This window comes from Pseudobacteroides cellulosolvens ATCC 35603 = DSM 2933 (assembly GCF_001262605.1).
Taxonomy (GTDB): domain Bacteria; phylum Bacillota; class Clostridia; order Acetivibrionales; family DSM-2933; genus Pseudobacteroides; species Pseudobacteroides cellulosolvens.
This window is the reverse complement of record NZ_LGTC01000001.1, coordinates 4,609,192-4,622,817: the sequence shown is the minus strand read 5'-3', so window position 1 is coordinate 4,622,817 and position 13,626 is coordinate 4,609,192. Positions and strand designations below refer to the sequence as shown.

The 13,626-nt window shown below is 36.9% G+C and carries 9 protein-coding genes; 2 read left to right on the top strand and 7 right to left on the bottom strand.

What is annotated here, in order from left to right:
* The first annotated feature begins 3 nt into the window (after window positions 1-3).
* Window positions 4-1,806: an oligoendopeptidase F gene (gene pepF / locus Bccel_RS18965; RefSeq protein ID WP_036936518.1), complete on the top strand. Its 1,803-nt coding sequence runs from the start codon at window positions 4-6 to the stop codon at window positions 1,804-1,806.
* A 34-nt stretch (window positions 1,807-1,840) separates the two neighbouring features.
* The gene (locus Bccel_RS18960) at window positions 1,841-2,956 is read left to right on the top strand and encodes an aminopeptidase (protein WP_036936521.1); all 1,116 of its coding nucleotides are present in this window, start codon (window positions 1,841-1,843) and stop codon (window positions 2,954-2,956) included.
* A 65-nt stretch (window positions 2,957-3,021) separates the two neighbouring features.
* Here Bccel_RS18960 and Bccel_RS29740 read toward each other — a convergent pair whose 3' ends face one another.
* The 7 genes from Bccel_RS29740 to glgX all read right to left on the bottom strand — a co-directional run bounded on the left by Bccel_RS29740 (window position 3,022) and on the right by glgX (window position 13,484).
* Window positions 3,022-4,161 carry a phospholipid carrier-dependent glycosyltransferase gene (locus tag Bccel_RS29740; RefSeq protein WP_050753634.1) on the bottom strand — a complete coding sequence of 380 codons (1,140 nt, stop codon included), beginning with the start codon at window positions 4,159-4,161 and terminating at the stop codon, window positions 3,022-3,024.
* Window positions 4,137-5,621, bottom strand: a complete 1,485-nt coding sequence (locus Bccel_RS29735; RefSeq protein WP_050753633.1) for a carbohydrate binding domain-containing protein — start codon at window positions 5,619-5,621, stop codon at window positions 4,137-4,139. Before Bccel_RS29735 ends, Bccel_RS29740 begins: the two co-directional genes overlap by 25 nt.
* A 160-nt stretch (window positions 5,622-5,781) precedes the next feature.
* Window positions 5,782-6,843, bottom strand: coding sequence for a M56 family metallopeptidase (locus tag Bccel_RS18945; RefSeq protein ID WP_036936527.1), 1,062 nt, complete (start codon window positions 6,841-6,843; stop codon window positions 5,782-5,784).
* 38 nt (window positions 6,844-6,881) lie between these two features.
* Window positions 6,882-7,262, bottom strand: a complete 381-nt coding sequence (locus Bccel_RS18940; protein ID WP_036936530.1) for a BlaI/MecI/CopY family transcriptional regulator — start codon at window positions 7,260-7,262, stop codon at window positions 6,882-6,884.
* A 260-nt stretch (window positions 7,263-7,522) separates the two neighbouring features.
* A complete protein-coding gene (gene glgP / locus Bccel_RS18935; RefSeq protein WP_036936533.1) occupies window positions 7,523-9,163 on the bottom strand; it encodes an alpha-glucan family phosphorylase in 1,641 nt (546 codons plus the stop codon).
* Window positions 9,164-9,334: 171 nt separating this feature from the next.
* On the bottom strand, window positions 9,335-11,347 hold the full coding sequence (locus Bccel_RS18930) for an alpha-amylase family glycosyl hydrolase (RefSeq protein WP_050753632.1): 2,013 nt from the start codon (window positions 11,345-11,347) through the stop codon (window positions 9,335-9,337).
* A 16-nt stretch (window positions 11,348-11,363) separates the two neighbouring features.
* Window positions 11,364-13,484: a glycogen debranching protein GlgX gene (glgX, locus tag Bccel_RS18925; RefSeq protein WP_050753631.1), complete on the bottom strand. Its 2,121-nt coding sequence runs from the start codon at window positions 13,482-13,484 to the stop codon at window positions 11,364-11,366.
* Window positions 13,485-13,626: the final 142 nt, after the last annotated feature.

Sequence of the window (13,626 nt, the reverse complement as noted above, 5' to 3'; positions counted from 1 at the left end):
GTAATGGCGAATAATGCTTTACCTAAAAGAAGTGAAATTGATGGCAAGTATAAGTGGAAACTCGAAGATATATACGACAGCCATGAGAAATGGGAGGAAGATTTTGCAGAAGTAAAGGTATTAAGTGATGAAATTGCCAAATATGCCGGTACATTAGGACAAAGTGCTGATTACCTTCATGAATGCTTAAACCTTAGAGATGACATCCTAAGTATGATTGATAACATATATGTTTATGCACGCATGAAGAGAGATGAAGATAACTCTGAGCCAATATATCAGGCATTAACTGACAGGGCATCTACCCTCAGTACAGAAATCGGTTCAGCAATATCGTTTATTGTGCCTGAACTCATATCAATTTCTGAAGATACAATAAACGGTTTCATAGAAGGTAATGATAAATTGAAAGTATATGAACAGTTCATAAAAGAGGTGATCAGGCAGAAAACGCATATACTGTCCGATAAGGAAGAAAAAATTATTGCAATGTCTTATGAGCTTGCTTCTACTCCAAAAGATGTTTTTACAATGCTTAATAATGCAGACATCAAGTTTCCATTTGTTAAGGATGAGGAAGGAAATGAAATAGAGCTTACAAAGGGCAGGTATATAACACTTTTGGAAAGTCACGACAGGAGTGTTAGAGAGAGTGCTTTTCATGCACTGTATGATACATATAAAAAGCAAAAAAATACAATTGCAGCATCACTTGCAGGCAATGTAAAAGCCAACAGGTTTTATGCAACCATCAGGAACTATGGTTCAGCTCTTGAGGCGTCATTAGATGATGATAATATTAAAGTAAATGTATATGATAACCTTATTTCAACGGTTAATAGTAACTTAAGCCTTCTGCATCGCTATTTAAGGCTCAGGAAGAAGGCATTGAGGCTGGATGAGCTGCATATGTATGATCTCTATGTGCCCATTGTGCAAGAATCAAAAAGAAAAATATCCTATGAAGAAGCACTGGATATGGTTATTGAGGGGCTTAAGCCCATGGGGGAAGAGTATATAGGCCTTCTTAAAAACGCTTTCGAATCAGGTTGGATTGATGTATATGAGAATGAAGGAAAAACAAGCGGGGCATATTCCTGGGGATCTTATAAAAGTCATCCATATGTCCTTTTAAACTTCCAAGGCAATACTAATGATGTGTTTACAATTGCCCATGAAATGGGGCATGCTTTGCATACGTATTATACTAACAGCAAGCAGCCGTATATATACTCCCACTACAGAATATTTGTTGCTGAGGTAGCTTCTACAGTTAATGAGCTTTTGCTTATGAATTATCTGCTTGAAAGAACAACTGATAAAAATGAAAAGGCATACCTCTTAAATCATTATCTTGAGGAATTCCGCGGAACAGTTTTCAGACAAGTGATGTTTGCAGAATTTGAGAAGATAATACATGAGAGTTTCGAAAAGGGTCAGGCACTTACTCCGCAAATGTTCTGCAGTATTTACAGGGAGCTCAATTTAAAATACTTTGGAAATGATATGGTTGTGGATGAGGATATTGATATGGAATGGGCCCGTATTCCACATTTCTATAACAGCTTTTATGTATATAAGTATGCAACAGGATTTTCGGCAGCGGCATCAATATCCAGGAAGATACTGACCGAGGGGCAGCCAGCTGTGGAGAAATACAAGGAATTTCTTAAAAGCGGCTCATCAGACTATCCATTAGAGCTATTGAAAATAACAGGTGTTGATCTTTCCAGCCCCAAGCCTGTTGAGGATGCATTAAAGGTATTTGAGGGCATCCTGTCTGAATTGGAAACTTTAATGGGATAATAATGCACTACAATCCATGAAAGGAATTTGACTTATGAAAGATACAAGGATTATTAAGCTGGCTGAAAATATAATTAATTATTCTCTTGAGGTAAAGAAAGGCGAGAAGGTTCTTATTGAGACCTTTGGGGATGGTCTGGAACTTACCAGGGAGCTTGTAAGAGAAACCTATAAGGCGGGCGGAGTGCCATATTTAACAAATAAAAACAATGAGCTTATAAGAGTTCTTCTTGAAGGCTGTGATGAAGAACAGATAAAGGAAATTGCATCCTTTGAAATAGAAAGAATGAAGAGGATGGATGCCTATGTAGGAATCAGATCGGGCAATAATGTAAGCGAACTGGGACAGGTGGCATCAGATAAAATGGAAATCTATATGAAACATTATCAGAAGCCGCTTCACTCTGATGAAAGGGTAAAGAATACAAAATGGTGTGTATTAAGATATCCCAACCATTCGATGGCGCAGCTTGCCAATATGCCCACAGAAGTATTTGAGGACTTTTACTTTAATGTATGCAACCTTGATTATCAAAAAATGTCCAAAGCAATGGATGTATTGGTTAAATTTATGGAAAAGACTGATCGGGTTAGAATAACAGGTAAGGACACCGATCTGTCATTCTCTATAAAAGGAATGCCTGCAATAAAATGTGACGGAAAGCTAAATATTCCTGATGGGGAAGTGTTCTCAGCTCCTCATAAAGATTCTGTTAATGGTGTAATAACTTATAATACCCCCGCTGTTTATATGGGAGTAACATATGAGAATATCCGTCTGGAATTTAAAGACGGGAAAATAATAAGGGCGACAGCTAATGATACAGAGCGGATAAATAGAGTTTTTGATACAGATGAAGGTTCAAGGTATGTTGGGGAGTTTGCAATAGGACTAAACCCATATATAGGGAAGCCAATGAAGGACACCCTTTTTGATGAGAAGATTAAAGGAAGCATACATTTCACCCCTGGAAGCTGTTATGATGAATGCAATAACGGAAATAAATCTGCGATACATTGGGATTTGGTATTTATTCAAAGGCCTGAATATGGCGGGGGAGAGATATGGTTCGATGATTTGCTGATAAGGAAAGACGGCATATTTGTTGTAGATGAACTCAAATGTCTCAACCCTGAAAACTTAATTTGATATATATTCCAAACATAAAAAAAGAGACTGCTCAATATCCAAGCAGTCTCTTAATTATTTATCTCTTATAATACATTAAACCACTTTACAGATTTTAGATAGCTTTCATCTACAACCATTCCGGAAAGTGAAGGATAGAACCAGACAAAGAAGATTGCAACAATTGCCAGGAAGCTGTAGAATATGCACTTTGTAACAAGCCTTGCTTTCTCCTCGGATTGTTTACTCATATATGCCTTTCCAATGATCTTTGGCAGATCATCATGAATGAACTTCAGCAGGTAAACCAAGGCCATAATGAGGAACGGTATGGCTGTAAAGTAGTGGTATATGAACATACAGCCGCCGCGATTGGTTATGAACCACGGGACATATTGGAATGCATATGCAATGAGTATAAAGAATACCCGTTTATCCCGTTTCCAAATACCTATTATAGAAATTGCGAATATGCTTAGAAGTCCGAACCAGAATATAATTGGGTGCCCCATAGTATACATAAGAGATACTTTGCCTGCAGGCTGGTTGGTATCACGATACTCTAAAAGCGGCTTGTAGCCTAAAGACCACTCCCACGGATTGGACTGGTACGGGTGGGTTGCTACAAGATTCGCATGGTAGTCGTACATATTTTTTTGATACCTGACAACCTCTTCAAGGTTATGTGAAGGACCGGGAAGAGTAATTATAGGCAGGTATGAAGATACATATATTATGCCTGGGATAACTACAAAGAATATAACACATGTCAGTGGAGTCAGCACCAGTTTGTTTTTAATAAAGTCACGGGTCCATGAAGGAAATTTCCCTTTAATCTTCTTGCTGATGGCCTTTTTGTAATCCAGCATTTCCAGACCCATTGAAACAAAGAATAATGTAGCCAGTCCGAAACCTGTCCATAAAGCTGTCCACTTGCTTGCAGCAGCTAGGCCCCAGAATATTCCTGCAAGTAACAGAGGCTTAAGTGAGCTCTTAAATCCGGTCTTATAGGATTTTTTAATGAAGGCATCATACATGAAGAAATAAGTCAGTATGATGAATAACCCCGGATAAGAGTCAATTGTACCTATTCTCGTTTGTGCAAAGTGCATAAACTCAAACATCATAAGGAATGCACTTGCAAAGGCAAATATCCTTTTGTGGAACACTTTTTTGCCTAAGAGATACATAGCAGGAATCATCAATGCACCGAAAATAGTTCCCATGATTCTGAATCCAAAGGGTTCATTCCGAATATCAGTATACCAAGAGTCATAATAACCTTACCGAGAGGCGGATGGGTTGTTTCATATGGCTCCATTCCGTGAATATGCTCATAAGCGGTCCTTGGATGATATATTTCATCGAAGTATGTTGAATTCATATAGGTATTATAGTATCTTGCAGTATCCTGCTCATCAAAAAGGTTTTCAACCTTTCCGGTATCCTTTTTGGGGCTGGTGTTGACTTCTTCCAGTTTGAAACCCTTAATAGGCTCTTTGCTGCCTTTTGCATAAAATGCTATTTCATTTAATGCAGCTCCAGATGACTCAACAATAATTTTTACCTTTTTTGTACGGAAATTTATATCGGAGATATGCTGCCATCTGAATACATTGTAAACATCCTGACTCATTGTTCCGATATTGGAGTATTTGCCTGTAGGGTCCAAAGCTTGGACTGTGTATTTTCCGTCGCCGATATTATCGTGATAAGCTATTCTGGACAGATCGTATTCTTTGTCAAAAGATACAACAAAGCTCTGACCTGAGGAAGCGGGTTTCCAGAAGGTTTCGGGTGCAGTCATTTCGCCTAGGTTGATTAAGGCGATGATCATATAAACCAGAGTCATAACACCCATAATAATTAAGTCTTTTTTGTCTAATTTAAATGGTGGAGGCTGGTTTTTTGCAGTGGTTCCTTCCTGTTGGGAAGAGCCCTTCTTTAAAATAACATTTGAATCACTTGTGTCATCTGAGTTCTGTGCACTTTTTGAAGGATTCTTTAAAATGAAGAACAGAACCGCACCTATTGCTGCTAAAAGTGCAAGGCCTATATATATGAGCCATGACTTGCCACTTTCACCTGAACCGCCGTCACCGCTTGTCTCATTGGAGTAGAATGGAAGTTCTACTGCATCTTGTGGTACGCTGCTTACTTTCTCAACAGATATGTCATCAAAGTATGCTGTACCAGTATTGAGGCTGCCATACCCTCCAAGTCCTGCTGTTACGGTAAGAGACGTCTGGCTCTTGCCTGTGCGGCCGTACATTTCCACATACTTCCAATCGTTTGTGCCTTTTACATCCGCAGATGTAATTTGCAACATATGAACTGAGAAATTGGCACCTTTTTGAGTATCACCGACATTCTCTGTCTTTATCCATCCGGATATCTTGTAAATAGAATCGGATTCAACATCAACGGTCTGTTTTAATCTGGAATCTCCTTCTTTTGTGTTAATAATTGCAGCACATTGTTTTCCAGAATGAAACACATTGTTTACAACCTTGATTTCTTTTTGGCCGTCAGATGCCTCCCATATATCCTGGTCCCAGGAATAAGGTTTGTCGGCATCCTCGAAGCCTGAATTTTTAAGAATGTTGTTTCCTTCAGCAGAAGACACACTGCATAAGCTTAATGTTAACAGTATGGCTGAAAGAATTGGTAGAAGAAATTTTTTCATTTTTTGACCACCCTCTTGAATGAAATTTTATAAATTAATAATGCCTTTATAACTACACAAAAATTAATTGATAATATAGATTGAACTTAGGTATCCTCCCCTCCCCAAATAGATTGTAAACCATAGAGGCATTTGTTTCAATAAATAAATATTTTTATGCCTAAATTATGCTTTCCACAGCATTGGTTAATGCTATAAAGCATAATGTAAAAAACATGAACCCGATTACAAATTTGCTTTTGTATGTCTTATTGTTGTATGCAGATACAAGTAAAAGCCTTCTTCTTATATTGGATTTGCTGCTTGAAAAGCAAACGGCATTGGCAAGGGATAAATTTTCTGAGTGCCTTTTTGCAACCTCAATGAGTGCTAAACCGTAGTTTTTGCGTTCATCAGGTTTCAGATAGGAAAGTGCAAGCTCATCGCAAGCTAATTCTGAATCATGTCTCATCTTTTTAAAGCCCAGCCAGATAATGGGGTTAAACCAGTGTATTACTAAAAGAAAAGAGATGAATATATTAATCTGTATGTCTTTCCTTTTATGGTGTGCCAATTCGTGGTAAATAGAGTATCTTAATATCCATAAACTCTTTTCATTAAGCATTGTTTCAGGTATCAAAAGGGTATGCCCATTAACGCCATACAAAGCAGGAGAGTTAAGATTAGATACTGATTTTAGAATGATTTTTCTTTTTATTTTAAGCTGCTTTTTGCATTCTTCCAAATACTCATATAATTCTTTATTCTGTATGGCATCGCCAATTTTTAGCCTATGTATTATTTTAATATTCTTCTGTAATATATATGAGAAAGCAATTGCTGCTCCTATGAGCCAAATAAATAGACCGAATATGGAAAGATATATCGGATCGACTTTATCTGGAATATGTTTTGAAGCTGTATTCTGATGTGAATCAAAGTTCATAGGTATAGGAGTACTTTTAGCTATGTTGCTTGTAGCTGTACTAATGGTATTTATTACATTATAGCTTTCCTCTGTAATTCTATTATCGGTAAGATTAAATAAGTTGTATATGCTTAGCTGACTTTCAGGCCCAAAGGGTATAAGAAGCTTAAGCACAACAAGTATCCAAATGATATGATGCCAACTGGCTCTGAGCTTTTCCTTCAAAGCAAACTTTAATGTAACCAAGAGTATAATTAGAATTGATGCCATAACAGAAGAGCATACAATCCATTTAAAAAGAGCCTCAGCTATCACAAGTACCACCTACCTTCCAATCATTAAATAATTTTCTATCAATTTTCTTTGACCTTTTCCTCAAGAATCTTTTTGAGTTCATCAATTTCAGAAGAGGAGAGCTTTTCATCCTCAAGAAAACTTGTAAGCATCACATTGAAGGCTCCGCCATAAACCTTGCTTAAAAATGATTTATTTTCGGCATGGACACATTCCTTTTCGGATATAAGGCTGTAGTACATATATTCACGACTTTCCTTGTGATAGCCGAGCACTTTCTTTTTTACAAGCCTTCCTAAAAGTGTTTTTATGGTTTTGGGTTTCCAATTACAGCTGCCTTCTAATGACTCAATTACCTGGTTAGCCGATATTGGGGATTTTGCCCAGATGACCTTCATTACCTGCCATTCAGTATCAGAGATTTGTGGTACCTTAGTCATTTTAGTACAACTCCTTTTAAAGAATTACAATTGTAGTCTATGATTTAATATTACACCTGTAATCTTTAAAAGTCAATAAGTTTATTCGTAATTTTTACCAAAACAATCAAATAATAAAGTACAAACAAAAGTGATTTTACTGCAAAAACAAAATTATGATACTTTTGTCATTTAGCAGCAAAACCACTTATTTTAATCTAGATTAAAAGTGCTAATAATCTTACATTGCTTTTAATCCATTAGTCATTTCTTATCAAATACTATTTTTTTGAGCGTGATTCCTTTGAAACTTTGGGGTATAACTCTTCATAATATTCTTCTATCATCCTGGCTGCAGAAAAGTTCCACATGGACATTTTAATGCTTTCCCTCATCATATCAACCCATTTACTTCGCTTTTCATAATAAGTTGGAATAACCTCTTCAAGAAGAACCTCATAAAGGGATTTGAGATCTACATTATCCTGATCCTTACCCTCATAGCCATCTCCTATCTGCCAGCCGTTTTTACCGTGTTTGCAACCTTCAGGCCACCAGCCGTCAAGTATGCTTAAGTTTAAAACTCCGTTCATGGCGGCTTTCATCCCGGAGGTTCCGCTCGCTTCCATGGGGCGGATAGGATTATTAAGCCATACATCACATCCGCGAGTTAAAAGTTTTCCGATATTCATATCATAATCCTGTATGAATACAACACTTCCAGGGTACTTTTCAGACATTTTATATAGTGTGGAAACAATTTCTTTTCCGGTTAAATCATTTGGATGTGCTTTGCCTGAGAAAATGAGCTGAAGCTTTTTTTCTTTTAAAAGAGGTTCGATAATATCCTTCTTTCTGAAGATAAAATCACTTCTCTTATAGGGAGCAGCTCTTCTGGCAAAGCCTATTGTAAGTACATTTTCATCAAGATTTACAAAATTTCGCTTACTTATTTCATATATCATTTTCCTCTTTGCTTCAATATGGGGAATCCATAGGTCTGTTTCAGCTTCATAAGCTGATTTTATAGACTCATCCTGCCAGGTTCCATTATGAACGCCGTTTGTTATTGCTATTATATCACAGGCATCATCAACATTTTTCCACATTTTTTTTGCAGTCTTGCCATGAAGCTGTGCAACTGCATTTGCCTTATACGAAAGCCTTAAGCCTGCTACGGTCATATTAAACGGATCACCGCCTAACTTAAGCATCTGCCCGAAAGTCAAACCATTATAAGCACCCATATACTGAAGAAGCTCATGCTCATGGACTTCATTACCAGCGTCAACAGGGGTGTGAGTGGTAAAAACTATCTTTTTACGGACTTTTGAGAGAGCATCCTTAAAGGATAAACCGTCATTATCCATAAGGTCTCTTATAAGCTCGATTCCTGCAAAAACAGCATGGCCTTCATTGAAATGATAAATATCAGGCGTGTATCCAAGTGCTTTTAATACCTTTACACCGCCTATTCCAAGAACCATTTCCTGAGCTATCCTTTCCTCAGAAAACCATCCATACAGCTGCCCGGTTATAAACCTGTCAGCATTATCGGGATGATTGGTGTCAAGAAGGTATAATGGGACATTTCCATAGTTTTGGCACAGCCATACCTTGCAGGTAACCTGACGGCCTCTTATCCTTACTTTAACTTCTATGCCTGTATCTTCAAGGGAATCATAGCTATATTCATGAAAGCTGTCACAGGGCTTGCCGTTTTGGTCAATAGTTTGTCTAGTATATCCTTGACGCCAAAGGATACCAATACCAACCATTGGATAGCTGCCGTCCTTTGCTGCTTTCATATAATCTCCCGCAAGTATTCCCAGGCCTCCTGAGTAAATCTTGAACTCTTCATGGAGACCATACTCCATACAGAAATATGCAACTTTTGGCAGTTTGTTATTTTTACTCTTCATACTGTCCTCCTATCCTAGTGTATACTTGATTCTATGCGTATATTTGATTCTATGCGTATATTTGATTCTATGTGTATACTTGATTCTATATATACCGAACTGACACATAACTTTACTTTTCGGTATATATACTTAAATAATTAAACTTAACAATTCCAAATCACAAGCTTGTTATGTTTTTGATGATACAATGCCGACGACTACATCCTTAGGCTGTAATAAAATTTTATCGTCAGTGGACAGGTTTATGTTATAAAAATGTCTTTCCATGTACACAATGTTTATTTCATCCCCGGGTTTTATTATATCCGGTAATAGTTTGGTCAAATCCAGTTGTGCCGATTCTTTATGGCCTTTATTTCCTAAAATAACCAGATGATCGTTGTTATTTTGAATTTTATAGCACAATACCAAGAGCTTTTTATTTTTTTCCATATTCTTAACAAATATAAAGTTTTCTTTGTTTCCTATAATCTTTTTAAAACGGCTTCTTAGCAAAAAAGCTTTTTCAAGAAAGTCGGGCATTGTGATCCATGAGTCGTTATTCCAATGAAGCTTATAGTTATCAAAGAATGCAAGCTTTCCGTACATTGGGTCAGACTCAGGTAAAACATATCGGCCTTCCTCGGTGTTATCAAGACCGAGATTCATAGGCTGTATTTCCATTATTTCCATTCCGTTGTTTAGCATTGGAACAACATTAGGCATAAAATTATTTATTATAGCCATAAATTCAAGACTTCTAGGACTTTTATAGTTGTATGCCGCTCTGGGCGTGTCAGGAGATTCCAATGCACCGGTTACCGGGAGTGAAGATTTTAGTAGAGGCTCTAAAACTCCCTTATAAAATCCTGATTTTTCAATATTCTTGTAATCAAACCAAAGGGAACCAGTCATAAATTGGAAGCCATCATCCATTACCTTCTTTGAATTCAAACAGTTAAATTCCTCGGACCAGAGGAGGAAATTGGGGTTTAATTCCTTTGCTTTTCTTATTATTTCTTTATTAAGCTCCGTTGGAAGGGCATGACCCATATCTATTCTTGCACCATCAATACCGTATTTTTCCTGATAGTAGGGTATTACATTTACTGTGTAATCCCATAGATCCTTATTTGGCTCCTTCCAATTGAAGAGGCTGAGCTTTGCTACGTCAAACAAAACATATGGGGCTTGATCACTTTTTATAAATGGTACAGCTTTTTCATGGTTGTCGAAATAGAATCTGAGATAAGTTACATCAGACCAGGGAGGCTGGGAGTCATTAATAACATCAGGAAACCCTGGAGCAGTTGTTATACTCATATTTTCCTCAACTAGGTCCAATATATTCCTTCCGGTTTCAAGATGCTTCTTAACCAGCTTATTCCACTTTTTCTCGTCAACTTCTTTGGGAGAAAGAGTAAACTGCTTTAAATAATCATCTATTACTTTATTGGTATATAATTTTTTAATCAGTTTCTCACTTACAACTGTCTGAGGCTTTATAGTGTCTATAGCCGGGGCGGAAAAACTGCTCATTGAATCATACTTTATCCAGTAGAACCATTCAGGGTGTTCCAATATAAGATCGCTGTCCCTTGCAACGGTTCTGAACACAAAATCTATCATTACCTTCATTCCTAAAATATGGCATGCCTCTACAAAGGCTTTGAATTGTGCTTCCATCAGGGAAGAATCCAAAGGCCCCAATAAATCATCATGCAGGTTTTCATCCAGCTGATATATATTTTTTATGGAATAAGGGCTGCCTGTTTCTCCCTTTTTATAGTTTAAGCTGTATTTGAAAATTGGAAGAAGGTATATAACGTTGACTCCCATCCGTTTTAAATAGGGAAGAAGGCACATGGCTTTTAAGAATGTTCCGGAATTTATATTATTGTTATAATGGTTCCAGGCTGTAAACATTCTGGGAAAAAGACCATATAAAACGCAGTCTTCCATATTTACAGGAGCATTTGGTAATGCAGCTTCTGTATTAGCCTCACACACGGCATCCAGCATTGAATCAATACATCTGGAAAAAAATTCATAAGGGTTTACATTGATTTCTCCATATCTTCCTATCGACTCGTCAAAATTATTAAAACCAAAATAATTCCAGGCTTTAGGTATGAAGAAATCTCCTGTAAAATCCTTTTTCTTACTTTTTAAGATATCAAGTAAAAGCTCAATGTTATTCATAAATAAACCTCTAAGATTATATAAATTGTATCAATTTATCTTGATGCTGCTTTTTACCTATTAGTATAACCACTGACCTGGCATCTATATTAATTTTGTTTTGGTTTTTAAGAAGCAGCTCTCTGCCCGGTTCAGTAATATCATATGGAGGTGCTTTTGATGTATCTGAAAATAAATACCAATCCATGTTTACCAGTTTAGGCAATGTGAATTCTAACTTTTCCCAGTACATATTCATTCCCATATATATAATATTATTATCAGATTGTTTATCATAAAACATTACAGCTAAAGTTTTGCTTTCGCTGGAATTATCATATTCCCAAGGTTTTACTCCGTGGAAAGATATCTGAGGATATCTGCTTCCTAAGGAATTGGTTGTTTCATAATGCTCTCTTTCCGTAAGAATTCTATTATTTTTACGGAAAGCAATAATTTTTTCAAAATAGTTATATATTTCATTATTTGATTTAAGGAGGTTCCAATTTATCCAGCTTATATCATTATCCTGGCAATATGCATTGTTGTTTCCGTTTTGAGTTCGCCCCATTTCGTCACCAGCAAGAATCATAGGAACGCCATAGCTTAACATCAAAATGCTTATGGCATTTTTTATCTGTTTTTTACGAAGTTTTATGATTTCGGGATTATCAGTAGGCCCCTCGTATCCCCAATTCCAGCTGTGATTGTCATTTGAGCCGTCCATGTTGTTTTCACCGTTAGCCATGTTGTGCTTTGAAAAGTATGAGAAAAGATCCATAAGGGTAAACCCGTCATGACAGGTTACAAAGTTTATTGAGGCATGTGTGCCTCTGCCTTTATATAAATCAGGAGATCCCTGGATCCTGTATACCATCGCTTCAACAAAGCCGCTGTCACCCTTTAAAAAGCGTCTTAAGTCATCCCTGTATTTTCCATTCCATTCTGACCATCTGCCATATGATGGGAAGCCTCCTACTTGATATAGACCTGCTGCATCCCAAGCTTCAGCTATAAGCTTTGTGTTTTTGAGGACAGGATCGTAGGATATAGCCTCAACTAAAGGAGGATTACCCAAAGGAGTTCCATCCTGGTCACGGCACATGATTGAAGCTAGATCAAACCTAAAACCATCAATATGATACTCATGAACCCAATATCTCAAGCAGTCAATTATAAACTTTCTTACAACGGGATGGTTGCAGTTTACAGTATTATAACAGCCACTGTAGTTTCGGTAGCTTCCATCAGGATTGGTAAGATAAAAGGTTTTGTTATCAATGCCCCTGAAAGATACGCTTGGCATAGTTTCTTTGCCTTCACCGGTGTGGTTGAAAACTACATCCAAAATAACCTCAATGCCATTTTGGTGGAGGGCTTTAACAAGATCCTTAAATTCTGCTGATTGTCTTCCGTTGGCGGAGGATGCATAGCCTCCTTTTGGTGCAAAGTAAGCTAGGGGATCATATCCCCAGTAGTTTTTCATATGATCGCCTGAAATATTAATTATAGGACCTCTTATTTTAATAAATTCATCAAACTCAAAAATCGGCAATAACTCAACACAGTTTATTCCAAGTTTCTTAAGGTAAGGAATTTTTTCTATAATACCGGCATAAGTTCCCGGATTTTTCACACTAGAGCTGGCATGTTTTGTAAAGCCCCGTACATGCATTTCATAAATAATTAATTCCTCAATGGGGATGTTAAGCTGTCTGTCACCCTCCCAATTATAGCAATTATCTGCAATTATCTGTCCCCGGTGCTGATAAGGATCGCTCCAATCAGGCTCTTCGCCCCATACATCACGCCCGCCAACTATCTTAGCGTATGGGTCAAGCAAAACCTTTGAAGGATCAAACCAGTGACCTTCCTTATGGCTTCGTGGACCATCCATCCTATAACCATATTCAATATTTTCATAATCAAGGTTTTGTATAATCATATTAAAAACATTGCCGACTTTATATTCATTAGGAAAAGGAATTATAGCGAAAGGATCTTTTTCCTTTTTTCTATATAAAACCAGTTCACAAGAAATTGCATTTAAAGAATATACAGAAAAATTGACACCTTGGTTTGGAATTACGGTTGCTCCATAAGGGACGGGCTTTCCCGGGAGTAAATTGAATGTACCGAACTTTTTAATTTCACTCATTTTACTAACCCCAATCATTAGAGATTTGTATTCAATAATATTTAATGATAATAATACCCAATAAATATACTAATAAACAAAAACATGAGAATTCTAATTCTTAAATGAAAAAGTTTGGATTGAAAAAAGAACTGTTATAAAA

Bases quoted from the DNA above. Each gene is read 5' to 3' on its own strand.
- glgX (WP_050753631.1), bottom strand. From the start codon at position 13,484: ATGAGTGAAATTAAAAAGTTCGGTACATTCAATTTACTCCCGGGAAAG.
- Bccel_RS18940 (WP_036936530.1), bottom strand. From the start codon at position 7,262: ATGACTAAGGTACCACAAATCTCTGATACTGAATGGCAGGTAATGAAG.
- glgP (WP_036936533.1), bottom strand. From the start codon at position 9,163: ATGAAGAGTAAAAATAACAAACTGCCAAAAGTTGCATATTTCTGTATG.
- Bccel_RS29740 (WP_050753634.1), bottom strand. From the start codon at position 4,161: ATGGGAACTATTTTCGGTGCATTGATGATTCCTGCTATGTATCTCTTA.
- Bccel_RS18960 (WP_036936521.1), top strand. From the start codon at position 1,841: ATGAAAGATACAAGGATTATTAAGCTGGCTGAAAATATAATTAATTAT.
- Bccel_RS18930 (WP_050753632.1), bottom strand. From the start codon at position 11,347: ATGAATAACATTGAGCTTTTACTTGATATCTTAAAAAGTAAGAAAAAG.
- Bccel_RS29735 (WP_050753633.1), bottom strand. From the start codon at position 5,621: ATGAAAAAATTTCTTCTACCAATTCTTTCAGCCATACTGTTAACATTA.
- pepF (WP_036936518.1), top strand. From the start codon at position 4: ATGGCGAATAATGCTTTACCTAAAAGAAGTGAAATTGATGGCAAGTAT.